At 64.9% G+C, this 19,709-nt stretch carries 15 protein-coding genes; all 15 read left to right on the top strand.

Features of this window, described 5'->3' with window-relative positions; translation table 11 throughout:
• The first annotated feature begins 21 nt into the window (after positions 1–21).
• The 15 genes from tig (at position 22) to ACE37B_RS03485 (ending at position 19,612) form a co-directional block, all read left to right on the top strand.
• Complete coding sequence (gene tig, locus ACE37B_RS03555; RefSeq protein WP_409921902.1) at positions 22–1,488, top strand: trigger factor; 1,467 nt, start codon at positions 22–24, stop codon at positions 1,486–1,488.
• The gene (locus ACE37B_RS03550) at positions 1,488–2,120 is read left to right on the top strand and encodes an ATP-dependent Clp protease proteolytic subunit (RefSeq protein WP_409921901.1); all 633 of its coding nucleotides are present in this window, start codon (positions 1,488–1,490) and stop codon (positions 2,118–2,120) included. The genes tig and ACE37B_RS03550 overlap by 1 nt, the downstream gene beginning before the upstream one ends.
• 152 nt (positions 2,121–2,272) lie before the next feature.
• Entirely contained in the window at positions 2,273–3,556 is a 1,284-nt protein-coding gene (gene clpX, locus ACE37B_RS03545; protein ID WP_409921900.1) for an ATP-dependent Clp protease ATP-binding subunit ClpX, read from the top strand.
• 22 nt (positions 3,557–3,578) lie between these two features.
• The gene (locus ACE37B_RS03540) at positions 3,579–4,868 is read left to right on the top strand and encodes a bifunctional folylpolyglutamate synthase/dihydrofolate synthase (RefSeq protein WP_409921899.1); all 1,290 of its coding nucleotides are present in this window, start codon (positions 3,579–3,581) and stop codon (positions 4,866–4,868) included.
• Positions 4,869–4,982: 114 nt separating this feature from the next.
• On the top strand, positions 4,983–5,393 hold the full coding sequence (gene ndk / locus ACE37B_RS03535) for a nucleoside-diphosphate kinase (protein ID WP_409921898.1): 411 nt from the start codon (positions 4,983–4,985) through the stop codon (positions 5,391–5,393).
• A gap of 85 nt (positions 5,394–5,478) precedes the next feature.
• Positions 5,479–6,513, top strand: a complete 1,035-nt coding sequence (locus ACE37B_RS03530) for a rod shape-determining protein (protein WP_409921897.1) — start codon at positions 5,479–5,481, stop codon at positions 6,511–6,513.
• A gap of 27 nt (positions 6,514–6,540) precedes the next feature.
• Positions 6,541–7,755 carry a rod shape-determining protein MreC gene (gene mreC / locus ACE37B_RS03525; RefSeq protein ID WP_409921896.1) on the top strand — a complete coding sequence of 405 codons (1,215 nt, stop codon included), beginning with the start codon at positions 6,541–6,543 and terminating at the stop codon, positions 7,753–7,755.
• A gap of 7 nt (positions 7,756–7,762) precedes the next feature.
• Complete coding sequence (locus ACE37B_RS03520) at positions 7,763–8,299, top strand: hypothetical protein (RefSeq protein ID WP_409921895.1); 537 nt, start codon at positions 7,763–7,765, stop codon at positions 8,297–8,299.
• A 159-nt stretch (positions 8,300–8,458) separates the two neighbouring features.
• The gene (locus ACE37B_RS03515) at positions 8,459–10,669 is read left to right on the top strand and encodes a penicillin-binding transpeptidase domain-containing protein (protein ID WP_409921894.1); all 2,211 of its coding nucleotides are present in this window, start codon (positions 8,459–8,461) and stop codon (positions 10,667–10,669) included.
• 31 nt (positions 10,670–10,700) lie between these two features.
• Positions 10,701–11,855, top strand: a complete 1,155-nt coding sequence (locus tag ACE37B_RS03510) for an FtsW/RodA/SpoVE family cell cycle protein (RefSeq protein ID WP_409921893.1) — start codon at positions 10,701–10,703, stop codon at positions 11,853–11,855.
• Between the two features lie 585 nt (positions 11,856–12,440).
• Entirely contained in the window at positions 12,441–14,285 is a 1,845-nt protein-coding gene (locus tag ACE37B_RS03505; protein ID WP_409921892.1) for an Rne/Rng family ribonuclease, read from the top strand.
• A 200-nt stretch (positions 14,286–14,485) separates the two neighbouring features.
• Positions 14,486–14,704 (top strand): hypothetical protein, encoded by a 219-nt coding sequence (locus tag ACE37B_RS03500; RefSeq protein ID WP_409921891.1) that lies wholly within the window; start codon positions 14,486–14,488, stop codon positions 14,702–14,704.
• A gap of 91 nt (positions 14,705–14,795) precedes the next feature.
• Positions 14,796–15,107 carry a 50S ribosomal protein L21 gene (gene rplU, locus ACE37B_RS03495; protein ID WP_409921890.1) on the top strand — a complete coding sequence of 104 codons (312 nt, stop codon included), beginning with the start codon at positions 14,796–14,798 and terminating at the stop codon, positions 15,105–15,107.
• Between the two features lie 21 nt (positions 15,108–15,128).
• Positions 15,129–15,395, top strand: a complete 267-nt coding sequence (gene rpmA, locus ACE37B_RS03490) for a 50S ribosomal protein L27 (RefSeq protein WP_409921889.1) — start codon at positions 15,129–15,131, stop codon at positions 15,393–15,395.
• A 113-nt stretch (positions 15,396–15,508) separates the two neighbouring features.
• On the top strand, positions 15,509–19,612 hold the full coding sequence (locus tag ACE37B_RS03485) for a PKD domain-containing protein (protein WP_409921888.1): 4,104 nt from the start codon (positions 15,509–15,511) through the stop codon (positions 19,610–19,612).
• Positions 19,613–19,709 lie beyond the last annotated feature (97 nt).

Below are 19,709 nucleotides of genomic sequence, written 5' to 3'. Positions count from 1 at the left end.
CAGCGGTAGGCTCGTCGGTCTGTGAAGAGTTCGGTTGAAGTCCTCGAGGACAACAAGGTCAAGGTCTACGTCGAAGTCGAAGAGTCGGAATTCGACAAAGACATCGACAGAGCGTTCAAGCTCATCGCCAAGGAGGTCAACCTGCCGGGCTTCCGAGCCGGCAAGGTGCCTCGCAAGGTGCTCGAGGCTCGTGTCGGGCTCGGCCCGGCTCGTGAGCAGGCGCTGCGCGACGCGGTGCCGCAGTACCTGGCGCAGGCGATCAAGGAACACGACGTCGATCTGATCGCTCAGCCCGAGGTCGAGATCACCGACGGCGAGGAATCGGGACCGGTCGAGTTCGACGCCACCTGCCAGGTGCGCCCGATCATCACGGTCCCGGGCTACGACGCGCTGCGCATCGAGTTGCCGTCGGTCGAGGTGACCGACGACGACCTCACCGAGGCCCGCAACGCCGAGCTCTCGCGGGCGGCCTCGTTGCAGCCGGTCGATCGGCCTGCGGAGTCGGGTGACTTCGTCGTCATCGACATGGCGGCGGAGCGCGACGGCGAAGAAGTCGTTGGTCTCAACACCGACGACTACTCCTACGAGATCGGTCAGGGCTGGGTCACCGACGACTTCGACGAGCACCTCGTCGGCGCATCGGCGGGCGATGTGCTCACCTTTTCCTCGACCCCCAAGGGTACCGAGGAGCCTGCCGACTTCACCGTCACGGTGCAGACGGTCCAGGTGCGAGAACTCCCGGAACTGACCGACGACTGGGTCGACGAGAACGTCGCCGAGTTCGCCACGGTCGACGAGTGGACCGCTGGCCTTCGCGACAACCTGGCCGAGCGCAAGCTCAGCGACGCTCGCCAGCAGGCCGGCACCAAGATCAACGAAGCGCTCGCCGCGCTCGTCGAGATCGAACCGCCCGAGTCGATGGTGAATTCCGATCTCAACCAGCGAGTGCAGGGCACGATCCAGCAGTTCCAGGCGCAGGGCATCGATTTCGAACAGTGGATGCAAGCGACCGGGCAGGACCCGGCTCAGTTCGTCGAGAGCATGCGCGGACAGTCCGAACTCGCTGTCAAGGTCGACCTGGCGCTGCGGGCGATCGCCGTCGCCGAAGGCCTCGACGCGACCGACGACGACATCGAGCGTGAATACGCTCGGATGGCGATGCAATACGGCCAGAAAGCCAAGGACATCCGGCGGGCGTACGAGCAGAATGACGCCGTTCCCGACCTCGTCGCTCAGATCCGCAAGTCGAAGGCGTTCGATCACCTGGTGCATCACTGCGAATACGTCGATGAGTCCGGTACGGCGATCGACCGCGACGCGCTGATCGGCCATACCCACGACGATCACGAACACGACGATCACGAGCATGACGGCGGCGACGTCGGTGCTGTCGTGATCGACGAGGCGGCCACGGCGGCTGCCATGAGCCCCGACGACGACACCACCGACGACACCACCGACGAAGCCAGCACGAAGGATGAGGACTGATGGACCTGGATGCGAAGAACTACATGGTGCCCAACGTCGTCGAACAGACGGCGCGCGGTGAGCGGGCGTACGACCTGTACAGCCGGCTGCTCAAGGAGAACATCATCTTCTTGCAGACACCGATCGACGACACGATCGCGAGTCTGATCTCGGCGCAGTTGATCCATCTCGAGTCGGAGAACCCCGACAAAGACATCAACATCTACATCAACAGCCCCGGCGGCGACATCACGGCCCTGTTCGCCATCTACGACACGATGCAGTTCATCAAGAACGACATCGCCACGATCTGTCTCGGACAGGCAGCTTCGGCCGCTGCGGTGATCCTCGCTGCCGGTACCAAGGGCAAGCGCCTCGCGCTGCCGCACGCTCGCGTCCTGCTCCACCAGCCGTCCGGCCAGGTCGGCTACGGGCAGGTCACCGACCTCGAACTTGCTGCGGCCGAGATCCAGCGCATGCGCGAGATCCTCGACGGCATCCTCGCCCACCACACCGGGCAGCCGATCGAGCGGATCAACGCTGACACCGACCGCGACTTCGTGATGGAAGCCAAGGACGCACTCGAGTACGGCATCATCGACGAGGTGATCTCGTCGCGCGAGACGATCGATCGCACCGGGCCGATTCGCTGACCCTCGGTTCGACGAAAGGTGGCGCGAGCGACCAGGCTGATCTGACAAGATCGGCACGGTCCGCACTCGACACCCGACGATGAGGCAAGATGTGTGGCCTCGCCCCCAGGGCCGGACGACGAACGACGAATCAATGAGACGAGGGATGCAACGTGGCCAAATTCGGTGACACCGGGGAACTGCTCAAATGCTCGTTCTGCGGTAAGTCTCAGAAGCAGGTCAAGAAGCTGATCGCCGGGCCGGGCGTGTACATCTGCGATGAATGCATCGACCTGTGCAACGAGATCATCGAAGAGGAGCTCACCGAGACGTCTGATGTCAGCTTCGAGACGTTGCCGAATCCGAGAGAGGTTCGAGCCTTCCTCGACGACTACGTGGTCGGTCAAGACGACGCGAAGAAAATCCTGTCGGTGGCGGTCTACAACCACTACCGCCGTATCGAGCATCAGAACACCGCTGGCAACGCGGTGGGCGCCGCTCGCGACGACGTCGAACTCCAGAAGTCCAACATCTTGCTGCTCGGCCCGACCGGTTGTGGCAAGACGCACCTCGCGCAAACGCTGGCTCGCCAGCTCAACGTTCCCTTCGCTGTTGCCGACGCTACGGCCTTGACCGAAGCCGGCTACGTCGGCGAAGACGTCGAGAACATCCTGCTCAAGTTGATCCAGGCTGCCGACTTCGACGTGAAGCGGGCCGAGACCGGGATCGTCTACATCGACGAGATCGACAAGGTCGCACGCAAGAGCGAGAACCCGTCGATCACCCGTGACGTGTCGGGCGAAGGCGTGCAGCAGGCGTTGTTGAAGATCCTCGAAGGCACCCAGGCCTCGGTGCCACCGCAGGGCGGCCGCAAGCATCCGCACCAGGAGTTCATCCAGATCGACACCACCAACGTGTTGTTCATCCTCGGCGGTGCCTTCGCCGGACTCGAAGACATCATCGAGAACCGGATCGGGCAGCGCGGGATCGGCTTCAACAGCAGCGTTCGCAGCCACGTCGACCGTGATCCGGGCGAATTGTTCGCGAAGGTGTTGCCCGAAGACCTCGTGAAGTTCGGGATGATCCCGGAGTTCATCGGTCGCCTGCCGATGGTGGGTGCGGTGCGCAGTCTCGACAAACACGCGCTCGTGTCGATCCTCACCGAACCGAAGAACAGCCTGGTCAAGCAGTATCAGAAGATCTTCAGCTTCGAAGACGTCGAGCTCGAGTTCAGCGACGACGGCCTCGAGGCGATCGCCGATCAGGCGCTGTTGCGTGGCACCGGTGCGCGGGGGCTACGGGCGATCCTCGAAGAGGTCCTGCTCGAGACGATGTACGACCTCCCGGGCCGTACCGATGTCGGCAAGGTCGTGATCGACGCCGACACCGTCACCGACAAGGTGAATCCGACGCTCGTGCCGCGCAAGGCGCCGCGCCAGCGCAAAGCCGCGTCCTGACGCGCGTAGCCTGACGCCTCTCATGGACTTTCAGGCGGCCCTCGCATATCTCGACGAGCACATGTCGTACCAGAAGACCGGGCGGATCGACTCGCCGTCGGTCGAGCCGATCACCGCGATCTGCGATGCGTTGGGGCAGCCGCATCGGAGTTGCCCGGTGATCCACGTCACCGGCACGAACGGCAAGGGGTCGACGGTGCAGATGATCTCGCGCCTGCTCGCCGCGCAGGGGTTGTCGGTCGGGACCTATACGAGCCCGCACCTCGAACACGTCACCGAACGAATCCGCCGCAACGGGGAGCCGATCTCGGAGGAAGAGCTCGGTGAGGCGATCGGAGCCGTCGCCGAGGTCGCGCCGCTGGTCGGGCAGAGTCCCGGGTACTTCGAGATCCTGACGGCCGCGGCGTTTCGATGGTTCGCCGACGTCGCCGTCGACGTGATGGTGATCGAGGTCGGATTGCTCGGTCGTTGGGACGCGACGAACATCGTCGATTCCCAGGTCGCGGTCATCACCAACATCGGTCTCGACCACCAGGAGTTCGCGGGTCCGACGCTGTTCGACATCGCCCGCGAAAAGGCTGGGATCGTCAAGCCCGGCTCTGCGGTGATCATCGGCGAAACCGATCCGGAGCTCATCACGATCTTCCAGGACGCGGGCGGTGCCGCCAGCCTGGTCGTCGGCGACGACTTCGCGACCACGAGCAATGCGCTCGCGGTCAACGGTCGCCTGCTCGACATCCGCACACCGACCACGATCTACACCGACGTCTTCTTGCCGCTCAACGGAGCCCATCAGGGCGACAACGCTGCGGTGGCGCTGGCCGCCGTCGAGACGTTTTTCGCCGCACCGCTGGCCGAGGAGGTCGTGCTCGAAGGGTTCGCCGAGGTGACGATGCCCGGTCGATTCGAGATCCTCGGACGTCAACCGCTGACGATCATCGACGGCGCCCACAACCCGGCTGGCGCCGACGTCTGTGCTGACGTGTTCTTCGGTGATTTCCATCCCGAGGGTCGCAGGATCCTGGTCGTCGGCACGTTGCGTGACCCGGTGGCGATGCTGTCGGCATTGCGCGCCGACGACTTCGACATCGTGTTCGTCTGCAACGCGCCGACGCCGCGGACGATTCCGGTCGCCGAACTCCAGCGGGCGGCTCGATCGATCGGATGTGAGCACGTCGTGGCGTTCGACTCGGTCGAGGCGGCGTGCCGTCGGGCGATGGACTACGCCGACGGTGACGACGCCGTCCTGGTGACGGGGAGCCTGTACACCGCCGGTGCTGCCCGCCCGGTACTCAACCGTCTCACCAACTGACGAGACACCGGACCCCGAAACGCCTGGGGTCAGACCCCACGTGTTGAACGCCTGGGGTCAGACCCCAGGTGTTGAACGCCCGCAGCAGCAACGGCGGCGATAGCTTCTGGCATCATGTCTGATCGCACTCTCGTCCTCTTGAAGCCCGATGCCGTGGAGCGCAAGCTCGTCGGAGAGATCCTGTCGCGTTTCGAGGCGAAGAACCTCGACGTTGTCGCCATGGACCTGCGCACGCTCGACGCCGACACGCTCGGCCGCCACTACGAGGAGCACGTCGGCAAGGGCTTCTACGGCGAGCTCGTCGAGTTCATGAGCCGGGGTCCGGTCGTCGCGATGGTCCTCGAAGGGCCCGAAGACACCTGGCAGGTCGTGCGCACGATGATGGGCGCCACGAACCCGCGTGACGCCGCTCCGGGCACGATCCGCGGCGACCTGGGCATCCTCTTCACCGAGAACCTCGTGCACGGCAGCGATTCGCTCGAATCAGCGACTCGCGAGATCGGCATCTTCTTCCCGAATCTGTAACATTCATCGGTCATGAATGCTGGTGCCCCACCGGGGTGCCAGGATGAACGTTCGAACCAACCGCTCGTGAAGGAGGGCCAACGCCATGGCCCGCAACAACCCACTCAGTCTGGGGCGCGACCTCGCCATCGACCTCGGCACAGCGAATACTCTGATCTACGTGCGCGGGCAGGGGATCGTGCTCGACGAGCCGTCGGTCGTGGCGATCAACGTCAACGACGGTCGGCCCGTGGCGGTCGGCATGGAAGCCAAGCGGATGATGGGCCGCACCCCCAATCACATCAAGGCCATCCGCCCGCTGAAAGACGGCGTCATCGCCGACTTCGAAGTGTGCGAGAAGATGTTGCGCTACTTCATCCAGAAGGTGCACGCTTCAAAATGGTCCAAGCCTCGGATGGTGATCTGCGTGCCGTCGGGCATCACCGGCGTCGAGCAGCGCGCGGTGCAGGATGCCGCCGAATACGCGGGAGCACGCAAGCCGGTTCACATCATCGAAGAGCCCATGGCGGCAGCGATCGGTGCCGACTTGCCCGTCCACGAGCCGAGCGGCAACATGATCGTCGACATCGGCGGCGGCACCACCGAGGTCGCGGTCATCTCGCTCGGTGGCATCGTCACCGCTCAGTCGGTGCGCGTCGCCGGTGACGAACTCGACGATGCCGTGTTGCAATACGTCAAGAAGGAGTTCTCCTTGGCCATCGGTGATCGCACGGCCGAAGAAGTCAAGATTCAGATGGGATCCGCGTGGCCGCTCGAGGAAGAACTCACCGCGGACATCCGCGGTCGTGATCTCATCTCCGGTCTGCCTCGCACGATCCAACTCACGACCGAACACGTTCGTGAAGCTCTCGCCGAGCCGATCTCTGCCATCGTTGACGCCGTGAAGACCACGCTCGACAAGACACCGCCTGAACTCGCTGCCGACATCATGGAAGATGGGATCATGATCACCGGTGGCGGCGCGCTGATCGGCGGGCTCGACGAGCGGCTGATGCATGAGACGGGGATGCCGATCCGTATCGCCCGCGAGCCGCTGTACAGCGTGGTCATCGGGTCGGGTCGCGCGCTCGAGAACATCGACGCGATGCGCGGGCTGATGTCGATGGGCGGCGAGGGCTGAGCCGGACCGGTCACGGTCGTCACTCTCATGGCCATCTATACCGTCGGCCGCCGGCGGGTCATCATCGCGTTGCTGCTGACCTCGGCACTCATCCTCACGCTCGATCTGCGCGGCAATGCGGTGCTCGATCGGGCACGCGACGCGTTCGGTGTCGCGATGCAACCGGTCGAGCGGGCCACCGAAGTGGTGGCCAACCCGATCCGACGCGTCGTCGACGCCTACTCGAACTACGACGATCTCGAACGCGAGAATCAAGCGCTGCGTGAGTTGAACGATCGGCTGATCGGTACCCAGGCGGCGGCCGAGGCCAGCGTCGTCGACCTCCAGGAGGTCCTGGCGCTCAACGACCTGCCGTCGCTGGCGGGGATCGAAACGGAAAAGGCCGAGGTCGTCGGCGCGTCGGCCAACAACATCGATCAGATCGTCGAGATCAACAAGGGCAGCCTCGACAACATCGCGGTCGGTATGCCGGTGGTCAACCAGGCGGGGCTCATCGGTCGAGTCACGCAAGTGTTCCTCAACTCGTCGAAGGTGATGTTGGTGACCGATCCACGTTTCGCCATCCCGGTCGAGGTGATCGGGGGCACGGCCGAACTCGATGCCGACGAGACCCTGACGACGACTCCGTCCGGGTTGACTCCCGATGAGGTCGCGGCGATCGAGGCCGGCCCCGAAGCGCCAGACGAAGCTGCTGGCGACGTCGAGACGGACGGCGTCGACGCGACGGGGGACAGCGAGGGCGATCCCAACGTGCCCGGTACCACCACGGTTCTCGACGTGGTCGGTGAGTCGAACCTGCCGCAGGCGACACTGCCGACGGGGCCCGCCGGGGCGATTCCGAGCACCACGCTGCCCGGCGATCTCGGCTTGCCACCGGCGGTTCCAGCCGATGGCAGCCCGGTGCAAACCGTTGCGACCGTGGTTCCACCGACCACGCTGCCGATCGAGTTCGAGAAGGAATTCGGTGCATTGGTGGGCAGGGGGCAGGGTCTGCTCCCGCAGATCCGGTTCCTGCAGGACAACCCGTCGCTCGCCACGTTGCAGGTCGGAGATCTCGTCGAGACCGCTGGCGGCGCCGACAGCCTCGCTCCGCCGAACATTCCGATCGGCCGGGTCATCAACCGCGCCGACCGCCCGGGGGTGGCGGGTCCGATTCTCGAGGTCGAGCTCAACGCGAACCTCGACAAACTCAACTTCGTGCAGGTCGTGCTCTTCCGCCCGGCGTCGGAAGTCGGGCAGTGACCTCACGATGCTGGCGGCGCTGTTCCAGAGTTCGCTGATCCGGCTCGTCCCGGTGGGCATGATCGCCCTGGCGATCCAAAGTGCGGTGCTGGTCGAACTGCAGGTCGCCGGTGTGATCATCCAACTCGTTCTCGCCCTCGCCGCAGCGGCGGGCGCCGCGGGCGGATCCGAGCGGGGTGCGATCGCCGGGTTCACGCTCGGCATGATGTTCGACCTGTTTCAAGGAACGCCGCTCGGATCGACCGCGATCGCGTTCACCTTGGCGGGCGTCGTATCAGGGCTCCTCGCCCTGATCGTCGCCGAACCGCAATGGTGGTTGGCGGCGATCTTCGTCGCCTTGGGTGCGGCAGTCGGCGAGGCGATGGTCCCCGTGGTTCGTCTGTTCGTGAGCCAGTCGAATCCCTGGCCTCCCGACATCGCCACCGTGATCCCCGTGGTGTCGATCTCGGCCGCACTCTTGAGCCCGCTGCTGGTGCCGATTGCTCGATGGTGCCTTCGCGTCCGGGGGAGCGAGTGGACCGCCCCTGTCGACGAGCCGCTCTGAAAGACTGCGTGCAGGCGTCACGCCTGGGGTCTGACCCTGGGCGTGACTGGGCGCTACGTCAGCGGCGGAGGGTGGTCGTGCTCCCACGGGGTGTCGTCGGGCGAGAACATTCGCGGTCCGTGTCATGTATGACGGTTGTGTGACAGGCAGAATGTCGCCATGGCTGTCGACAAACGCGCTGCTCGTCTCGGCGTTCTCGCGGTGGTCGCGACCTTGCTGTTCGGACTCGTCGGCACGCGGCTGTGGTTTTTGCAGACCGTCGAACAGGAAGGGCTCCAAGAGGAGGTGAACGAGACGAAACGACGGACGGTGCCGCTGCTCCCCGAACGAGGCCGCATCTTCGACGCCGACGGTCGAATCCTCGCTGACAACAAGCGCGTGCTGACCGTTGGAATCGACTGGGACGTGATCCGGCGTTCGTCGGACCGCGAAGAGATCTTCAACCGCGTGTCTGGCTGGGTCGGCGTGCCGGTGGAGGAGATGGAGCGTCGCTTCGAGAGCCAGGTGTACAGCCCGTTCCTCCCGATGCCCGTGGCCGAAGACGTCGACGAGCGCACGGCGGTGACGCTGCTCGAGCGGGTTGAAGACCTGCCGGGCGTGCGCGTCATCGAAGAGTGGCGTCGGGTCTATCCGTACGCGCCGCTCGCCAGTCACATCGTCGGCTACATGGGTCGCATCACGGCCGAGACGAAAGACACCTACACCGAAGCGGGGTACTACCTCAACGAGCGCGTCGGCCAGTTCGGTATCGAGTTGAGCATGGAGCGCGAACTCCATGGCGAGTGGGGCTACGTCACCTATGAGGTCGACAAGTCGAGCCGCATCGTTCGCGAGATCGAACGGGTTCCCGCCGTCAACGGCAAGGACATCCAGCTCACGATCGACCTCGACCAGCAGCAATACGCCGAGCAGGCCCTCGAGACGCAGCTCAAACTGCGTCGCCTCGAGGTGGCCCGCAATGGCCTCGACCCCGAGACGAATTTCGTCGAGCGCTTCTTCCCCGAGTACCCGGAGGAGGTGCCCTACAAGGCGCCGGCCGGCGCAGTCGTGGTCAAGAACTGGGACAACGGGCACATCGTGGCGATGGCGAGTTATCCCACGTTCGACAACCGCTGGTTCGAGTCGGATCTCGGCGGCGGAAAGTTCGAGGAGGTCTTCCCCTCCGTCGACGCGAACGGCGATCCGATCGACCCCGACGAGTCGATTCTCGTCAACCGGGCGATCCAGGGTCGCTACAACCTCGGATCGACGTTCAAGCCATTTCCCGCCTACGCCGCGCTGGTGACCGGGTTGCTCACCGTCAACGACACCTTCGTCGACACCGGCACGTACCGGATGACGTCGATCGACGAGGGGCGCTGCAACTCGGGTCTGGTGCGATGCGTGTTCCGCAACGCGACCTGCAGCGGCACCGGACGACCTTGCGTGTACGGCGAGGTCGATGTCGAGACCGCATTGGCGGTGTCGAGTGACGCGTTTTTCTACTCCATCGGCGAGAACATCATGGTCGAGAACGACTACGGCCCGGTGCTGCAGGAGCAGGTCCGACTGTTCGGCTTCGGTGCCGACACCGGCATCCAACTGCCGTTCGAATTCGACGGCACGGTCCCCGACAAGGAACTCAAGGCCCGCTACGCCGAACTCGGCGTGATCTCCGAAGACGAAGGTCGCGACTACTACACCGGCGACAACGTCCAGTTGTCCATCGGGCAGGGGTTGCTGTCGGCATCACCCCTGCATCTCGCTGTCTCCTACTCGACGCTTGCCAACGGGGGATTCGTGCTGCGGCCGGAGATCATCAAGGCGGTCTATGCGCCAGGGGTCCCCGATGGTGATGAGCCGGGCTATGCCGACCTGACCCAAGCGCAGTTCGCCGAGGAGCCGAACGTCCGGGGCGATCTCGTCCGCCAGATTCCGTTCCCGGGCGAGATCCGCGACGAGATCACCACCGGCTTGCGACGGGTGATCACCGGACCGGGGACGACCAGCGACTACTACCACTCCACCACCGGCGAGAAGCTCTTCTACTACTACCCGGACAGTGCGATTCAGATCGCCGGCAAGACCGGGACGGCGCAGGGTCTCAACAACTATCCGTGGAACGACTCGTCGGCGTTTGCTGCATACAGCGTCGACCCGGAGCATCCGTACACCGTGTCGGCCTACCTCGAAAAGAGTGGGTACGGCTCGCAGGCGGCCGCTCCGGTCGTGAAGTGCATCTATCTGCAGTTGTCGGGCGTTGCGCCGGCAGACCCGGTCGTGTTGTCGGATCCGCTCGACACCACCACGAACCTGGCGGCTCCGGAGAAGCAACTCGCCGACACCTCGTGCTACGCCGGCCGATTCTCCTCCGTGCGAGCCACCGAGTGATACCGATGGCTGGTCTGTCAGGCTGGTGTCCGTGACCGCTTCGTTCCTGTCGCGCAAGCCCGATTCAGGGCTCGGCAACATTCGGGCGAGCCCGGCCGACCCGAGCCGCAACATCGACTGGGTGTTGCTCATCGTGCAGATGGCGCTTGCGGTCATCGGGTGCTTCATCGTCTTTTCCACGTCACGCACTCGCGTGTTGTCCGATCCCTACGCGTTCGTCAACCGTCAGGTCGTCTTCGCGATCCTCGCGTGCGTCGTGATGGCGGCCGTGATGAGTGTCGACTACGAGTTCTGGAAAGAACGCGCACGTGCGCTCTACGTCATCACGATCGTGAGCCTGATCTTCTTGTTCCTGCTCGGCGTGGCGAGTGGTCGAGACCGGATCTCGTTCGACCTCGGGCCGATGAACGTCCAGCCCGCCGAGTTGGCGAAGTTCACGACCTTGCTGATGTTGGCCGCCTTCCTGGCCGAGGAACGAAGCGACGAGGTGTCCTACGCGCGCTTCTTGGGTGGACTGATCATCGTCGGCATCCCCGCGGTGCTGGTGATCGTCCAACCCGACCTCGGTTCGGCGTCGGTGATCGTGTCGATCGCGATGGGCGTGCTGCTGGTCGCTGGAGCGAAGGTCCGCTACATCTTTGCCATCTCGTTCTTGTCGATCGCCACGGTGGCAGCAGCGTTCGTCGGACGTCTCGTGAACTCGTACCAGGTCGCGCGCATTCAAGCGTTGCTCGATCCTGCCGCTGCCGGCGCCGACGACACCTACCAGGCCGACAACGCGATGCGGGCGCTCGGAACCGGTGGCATCTGGGGGAAAGGGTGGCTGCAGGGTCCTTTGACCAACGACGGTGACATCCCCGTCATGTGGGCGGACTTCCCGTTTGCCGCCGTCGGTGAACAGTTCGGCCTCGTGGGGTGCGCCGTCGTGCTGGCGTTGATCGCGATCGCGCTGATCCGCATCTGGCGGATTGCTCACCTGTCGCGAGATCTCCTGGGTACCTATCTGTGCTCGGGCGTCTTCGTGATGCTGCTCTGGCAGACCTTTCAGAACGTCGGCATGACGCTCAAGATCATGCCGGTGACGGGCTTGCCGCTGCCGTTCATCAGCTACGGCGGGTCGAGCCTGATCGTGTATTTCGCGCTGTTCGGCCTCGTACAGAGCGTCCACATGCGCCGAATGCGCTGACCGACCTTCGCCAGCACGGGGCCGGTTCGTCGCGGCGGCGACCGTGTCACCGTTCATGCTGCTGAAATCGCAGGGCCGGTACAATCGCACGATGTCTCCGATTCGGCGCTCGCCCCTGCCGATCGCTGCACGCGGGTATGCGGAACTCGTCCGCATCACGCCGTCACGACCAGACGAGCGAAAAGAGGGCCGTCGACCGTCGCGACAGTGCACGCTCCGCAGAGCGAGCGCCGCGTAGAGTAGGGGATCTCGTGACCTCGACCGAATACTCCACCCCGCCACCCGATGTGCTGCGAACCGATCTGCTGCGACATCAACTGCGTGGCCCGTCGATCCAGCGTGTGGATTCGGTCGGATGCAACTGCTGCGACCCGGCCGGCCCAGTGAGGCGGACGGGTGGAGAATCGAACCACGTTGCACCCGATTCGTCCGACGACGCGCTCGCCAACCGGGCTGAGCGCACCACCCACCCCATCATCCGATGCGGTGGCACCAACACGATCGCCCCGGCCCGGAGATTGCTCCCTGCCGCAGCGGCGCGGCGAGGCACCGGTGGTGCATCGCCGAGAAGGGATTTCCACCACCATGACCAACGATCAGGGCACCCCGCCCGAGACGAGTGCCGACGCATCCAGGTCAGTCGACCGGACTTCGGCTGACCATCCCGTCGGCGGCGACGCCCGCAACGACGTGGAGCTTCCCGAGAAGATCCGCGAGGGACGGCCGTCGGCGGAAGCAGCCGAGAAGGCGCTCGTCCGGCGACCCAAGATCGGCGACACGATGCCGGTCCCGACCGTTCCGCCCCCGGGGCCCGCAACGGCGGCCCGTACCGATGCCGAACCGAAGAAGAAGCGTCGCCGCGGCGGTGGCGGCGGCGGCAACGGCGGTGGCAATCGTGACGGTGGTGGCAATCGTGACGGTGGGGGCGGCAAGGGCGGATCGGGCTCCGACGGCGCCGGCAACGGCGCGTCGAGCGGTGGTCGTCAACGCCAGGAAGGCGGCGCGAAGTCGCGTCGTGACGACGAGTCGTCGAACGAAGGCCGCTCGGTCGGCAAGAAGAGCCGCCGAGGCCGCGGCCGCGGGAAGGGTCGCGACGCGGCCAGCGGCGCGGATCAGGCGCTGATCGAGCAGCGCAAGGGCCGAGAGCGCGACGGCAAGCCGATCGGCAGGTACTTCATGTGCGTCCAGGTGCGTCCGGGGATGGCACAGGTGGCCGTGCTCGAAGGCCGCAACCTCATCGAACACTATGTCAGCCGGCCCTCCGACGACGTCGCGCAGATCCACGGCAACATCTACGTGGGCAAGGTGCAGAACGTGCTACCGGGTATGGAGGCGGCGTTCGTCGACATCACGACACCGAAGAACGCCGTGCTCTACCGCGGCGACGTGCAGTACGACCCCGAAGACATCGAGGTCAAAGGCAAGAACCCTCGTATCGAAGACATCCTGAAGAACAAGCAACTGATCTTGTGCCAGGTCACCAAGAATCCGATCGCGCACAAAGGCGCGCGGCTGACCCAGGAGGTCTCGCTGCCGGGGCGCTTCGTCGTGTTGATCCCGAACTCGAAGACGTACGGCATCTCCAAGCGGCTGCCCGACGACGTGCGCAAGCGGTTGCGCAACATCCTCGACCGGGTCAAGCCCGATCAGCACGGCTTGATCGTGCGCACCGCGGCTGAGCACGCAACCGAGGACGAACTCGTCGCCGACATGACCATTCTGCTCAAACAGTGGGACGCGATCGAGCGCAAGGCAGAGAAGGCGCAGCGGCCGATGTTGCTGTCACGCGAGCCCGAACTGGCCGTTCGAGTCATCCGGGAAGAGTTCTCTGCCGATTATCGCGGTGTGATGATCGACGACGAGCGGCTCTTCGAGGAAGTCCGTGACTATGTCCAGGCGTTCAATCCCGAACTCGCCGATCGCATCGAGTACTACGACACCGACAAGGAGGGCTTGTCGGTGTTCGAGCGTTTCCACGTGCACGAGCAGGTCCACAAGGCGCTCGATCGCAAGGTCTGGCTGCCGTCGGGCGGATCGTTGATCATCGAGCACACCGAAGCGCTGACCGTGATCGACGTCAACACCGGCAAGAACGTCGGCAAGTCGAATCTCGAGGAGACCGTCTTCCACAACAACATGGAGGCCGCCGAAGAAGTCGCCAAGCAACTGCGTTTGCGCGACATCGGCGGGATCATCGTGATCGACTTCATCGACATGGAGATCAAGGAGAACCGAGCCAAGGTGGTCGGGGTGTTGCGCGAGGCGCTCGCTCGTGACAAGACCCGGTCGCAGGTGTTCGACATCGGCGAACTCGGCCTCGTCGAGATGACGCGCAAACGCATCGGCGAAGGATTGCTCACCGAGTACAGCCAAATCTGTCCGGACTGCGACGGCCGTGGCGTGGTGGTCGATTACGCCATGCTCGAATAGCGCACGAAAGGTCAAGGTGCGAAGGTCATGGTGCCAGGCACCATGACCTTTCGTGACCGTCATGACGTTCCGGCACCCGCGATAGCGTCGTGGTCATGCAGATCACGATCACCGACGAGGCACAACGGCTGCTGGAGAAGAAGGGCGGCACGATGTCGATCGACTTCATCCGCCCGACCGGTTGAGGCAAAGTCGCCGAGGTGTCGGTCGACACCAACGTCAAGGGCAAGAACCTCGCGCCGTATCGCAAGCTGCGCCACGAGCGGTTCCAGATCCTGGTCACCCCCCAATTGATCGGCATGGCGGAGTCCATGCGTATCGTGGCGAAGGGTGGTCTTTCGAAGAAGCTTCGCGTCGAGTTCCAGGCCGCTCCCGGAGCAGGTGGCGGGTGTGATGGCGACGCGTGCAGCATCGGCTGAACGCGCCGTGCATGCGGTGACCGAACGCTCGACGTGACCGTGGTCGAGCCGGTGGGACCGGAGGATCGGGGCGGTAGTGTTGTCTCTCGCTATGTACGCAGTCATCGCTTCAGGCGGCAAGCAAGAAAAGGTCGCCCAAGGAGAACAGGTTCGAGTCGAGTTGCTCGATGGTGATGAGGGCAGCGACGTGTCGCTGACCCCCGTCATGATCGTCGACGGCGACACCGTGCTCTCCACCCCATCCGAACTCGCCGGTGCCACCGTCGAAGGCAAGATCGTCGCCCGCGTCGCGGGTCCGAAGATCAACGGCTTCACCTACAAGCGCCGGACCAACAACCGTCGTCGCTACGGTCACCGTCAGAAGTACCACATGGTCGAGATCACCTCGATCACCGTCAAGTAACGCAACGATCGGAGACACGTCATGTCAAAGACCAAAGGTGGCGGCTCAACCCGCAACGGCCGTGATTCCAACGCTCAGCGCCTCGGCGTGAAGGCGTTCGACGGCGAGAAGATCACGTCCGGCTCGATCATCGTGCGTCAGCGGGGAACGCGTTTCCACCCGGGCCTCAACGTGAGCAAGGGCAAGGACGACACGCTGTTCGCCACGATCGACGGCAGCGTCAAGTTCGGCTCGCGCAAGGGTCGCAAGGTCGTCGACGTCCAGCCGCTGGAGAGCGCTGACGCCTGACCGCGAACGTTCCGAGAACTGATCGACATCCCGGCCGCGAGGCCGGGATGTCGTCGTTTTTCGGCACGGTCCTCCAATGTGGAGCGGTGTCCTGAGTACCATGGTCTGAAGGCGTGACGCGGGAGATGACGGTGGGCAAACTTCAGATTCGATTGGTCGCGCTCATGTGCGCCCTCGGTGTGGTGGTGACCTCGGTGGTCGCCACGGTCGACGAACGGGTCGCCGACGCGGCCATCGTCAGTGATCCGTGCGGTGGAGTCACGGTGATCGGAGCCGACGGTCGTTCGTCGAGTCCGCGTCCCGAAACGGTGGTGCAGGTGTACCCCACGGGTGCCATCTGTGAGTTCGAGCAGCGCGTCCTCGAGATGATGGCCATCGATCGCGGGACCACGCTCACCGACGAGATTCGCGGCGAACTCCTCTCCTACGGCCGAAACGAAGTGCGTGCCCGGTTTTTCGCCGAGCTCTTCGACCTCGCCCAGCGCGCAGGAGGCTTGACCGATCCGGTCGAGATCGGAGCGGTCGACTGGTTCCTCGCCCGGTACGCGGAGCTGCGCCAGCAGACAGCGCTCAACGCGCAGTCCGAGTACGACAAATGGGACGTCGAGGGCTGCGACTACGAGCCGCCCGAAGGATTCGAGTACTCCGGGCTCGGTGCCTGCACCGGGTTGCAGCAGCTGTTCGCCGGGCGACCGAACCCGCCGAGCTACGAGGACTTCGTCCAGTACGGCGCCTCGGTCACCTCGGCGGAGTTGCTCGGCGGTGTCGACGCGGACCTCGCCTTGGCCACGGTGACGAAAGCGTTGGTGATCGCAGGCGCCTACGCCGCTTCGAACGGTGCGGCAGTAGCCATCAGCACGGCGATCTTCAGCGCTGTGAAGACCGTCATCTTTCCGTTCATCAGAGCGACCGCTTCCGCGCTCCGGTTTGCTGGTCCGGCGGCGATTCTGATCAGCACCGTGGTGACCTCGATCATCCGTGGCATCGAGGTGGTGGAGGACTCGAAGATCCCGATCCAGCTGGCCGAGGATGTCGAAGCGACCTCCTCCATCGGTCTGACGGATCTCATCACGGCGACCACGACGGGAGGTGGCGTGACCGAACTCCTCCTCGCGATGATGAACGCAACCAGCCCTGACTACCCCACACCCGACCCGGCCGCCGTTCCGGCGAGCGAACCCGATGCCGACACGCCGCTGTGGGTACTGCCCGACGGTTCGTTGTCACCCACGTTCACGTTCATCGACGTCGACGACGGGATCAACCGGGTCTGGGTGAAGGATCGCTGGTTCGTCGTGCAGCCGATCGAGCCGACCGGCCCGATTCGCCTGGAGCCGGTGTTGTCGTACCGCAACAGCGACGGACGTGAGGCCACCGCCCGATTCGTCGACGGCAAGCTGCTCGTCGAGTCGATCGCCGAGTACGGCGTCGTCGAGCCGCCCGAGTGCTCCCCACCCCGGTGCGAGATCGTGTTGGAGATCGACCACCTGGTCATGGGTGACGAAGGGCCAGAGCCGGCGACGGCGGTCTTCTCGGGGTCGCCACCGATGATCGTCGCCGGACCGACCGTGACCGGTCCCAACGATCCGGTCGGCGCTGGAGATGTCGTCACGTTGGCGGTGGATGCGACCGATGCCGAATCCGAGACCTTGACCTACGTCTGGACCGTCGCACGCGATGATTTCGACGAGGTGACGACCCATGTGGGCAAGACCGCACAGCATCGCTTCGCCGGACCGGGGCAGTACACCGTCACCGTGACCGTCACCGACGAAGCCGGAGCGCAGGCGGTTGCCTCGGTTCCGGTCGAGGTCGTACTGCTGTCGGCGATCTTGACGGCGCGTACGCAGAGACAGCCGACGATGACGGACTGGGTGGATGGTTCGATCAACGAGGGGCTTCCGGGTCGGCTGGTGGTCGATTCGACCCTCAGCGGCGTGTGCATCTCGGTCGACTGGGATGGCGACGGCGTCGCCGACGCATCGCGCTACCAGGCGAGCGACACCGAATTCATCTTCCGGACGCCGCAGGAGTCGGTCGGAGCCGACCTGTTCGAGAGCCTTCGAGCGGGCCTCGTCCCGGTCGAACTCGTGGCCAACTTCGGAAGCTGCAGCGGCGAGGAGGTCGGCCGAGCGACCGTGTCGGTCAGGGTCCGCAACTCCCGTCCGTACGACCTCGTCGTCGAACTGTTCCACGGCGGCTCGTGGAAGGTGCTGTCGTCGACCTCGTCGGCCTTCGTGCCGGACTTCGAGGAGGGAACCCTGATTCCGGTGCGGATGAGGGCCCGCGACACCCGATTCGATTCCTTGAACTTCAACCTGCTCTGGCGTCCGGGTGGACCGGTGGCGACCCAGACCCAGACCGTGAGTGCCGGCCTTCCGCCCGACGGTGTCAGGACCGAACTCGAGACCACGATCACGGCGCTCGACCAGCGCACCTACAACGCCGGGCTCACCAGTCTGCTCGTCACCGTCGACGACGGTCGGATCACCAGTTCCGGAGCGAGCAGGTCGTACTTCAACATCGTCAACGTGGCGCCGGAGATCGGAACGCTCGAGACGACCTTCGACAACCTCGGCAACACGACGATCGCTGTTCGCGTCTCCGACCAGGGGATCGCGCAGCTCGATGTGGAACGGATCTCGATCGATTGGGGCGACGGTTCCGAACCCGAGGACATTCGGTTCGACAACTCGTTGGGCAACACGTACTTCTTCTCGGACGTCATCGGCCACGGAACGCACCGGTACACCGCGCCGGGTCCGTACACCGTCACGGTGACGGCGTACGACGACGAGACGAGCGTGTCGAAGGAGTTCATCGTCGAGCCGTCGCCGTTCAAGCCCGTCATCGCCGACATCACCGAACTGGATGTGGGCGTCGAAGGCTCCCTCACGACGCTCGGCGTGGAGGTGGACGATCCCGACACGGCACCGGAGGATCTGTCGGTCACGGTCGACTGGGGCGACGGTTCGTCGTCGCCAGCCGTGCACGAGGCGGGAACCAACCGGTTCAGGGCGACCCGTACGTACCTCGAGCCGGACACGTACGCCGTGGCGATCGACGCCAGCGACGGCGAACTCGACGCAGAGTCCTTCGGAGGGTTCGTGTCCGTCGCCGACGTTCCAGCCTCCGTCTCGATCGAGCAGGCAGCAACTCAGGCCGACCCGACGAGCAACACGTCCGTGCGCTTCGACGTGGTGTTCTCCGAACCGGTGACCGGCTTCGACGCCGACGACCTCGAGCTCTCGGGAACTGCGGGAGCCACGACTGCCACGGTCACCAACAGCGGCGACGACACTGCGTTCGTCGTCGAGGTGTCGGGGATGACGCAGACCGGCACGGTGATCGCCGATGTCGTCGACGGGGCGGCGGTCAACGACGACGACTCGCCGACCCTGCCGGCGATCAGTGACGACAACGAGGTGACGTTCATCCCTGGGATCCAGATCTCGCTTCCTGGCGTCGACGGCGTCCTCGCCGTCGACAATGATCCCGGACGTGCCGGTGCCGATGTCGACTTCACGGTGACCGCGACGGGCGGGTCCGCACCGCCGGAGGTCACCTGTGTGCCCGCGTCGGGTTCGTTCTTCCCGGTCGGTGACACGACGGTCCGTTGCACCGCCGACGACGGCGGCCCCGATGTGGACGAGTTCGCTCCCACCTCGTCGTTGATGGCGACGGCTGACTTCGTGGTCCGCGTGGTCGACGTCGATCCGCCGGTCTTCGTCACCGATCCGACGACCGACGGCGGCGTTGGCGCGGCGTCCTCCGACGGCGAGCCGGTGACGGTCACGTACCCGGTCCCCGCGGCCACGGACAATTCCGGAGCGGTGACCACCGTGTGTGCACCGGCATCCGGAACGCTGTTCCCGGTCGGTTCGACCACGGTGACCTGCACGGTGTCGGACTCGGCCGGCAACACCGAGACGACCTCGTTCGTCGTGGTGGTGGACGATCAGACGGTGACGACGACAGTGCCGACGACCACGACGCCAACGACGCCGACGACGCCGACGACGCCAACCGTCCCGGCCACGGTGCCTGCGGCTCCGACACCGAACGATCCGACCCCCGACGGCGCGGGAGCGCCGGGCGGCCCGATCTTCGAGTTGCCGGCAACCGGTACCGCTCCGCAGACCATCGTGTTCCTCGCGCTGGCACTGCTCCTGATGGGAGCGTTCCTCGTCAGGACCCGCCGTTCCCAACCGAGCTGACCCCAGTCGACGGGTTCCAGCAACCGCGTCGACGGTGGCAGAACAGAAGAAGCCCCAGCCGAACGGCCGGGGCTTCTCCACTGCGTGCGGAGGTGGC

It is taken from the genome of Ilumatobacter sp. (genome assembly GCF_046290335.1).
Taxonomy (GTDB): Bacteria; Actinomycetota; Acidimicrobiia; order Acidimicrobiales; family Ilumatobacteraceae; genus Ilumatobacter_A.
Note: the sequence above shows the minus strand (reverse complement) of the source record. Positions and strands in the feature narration are given on the sequence as shown.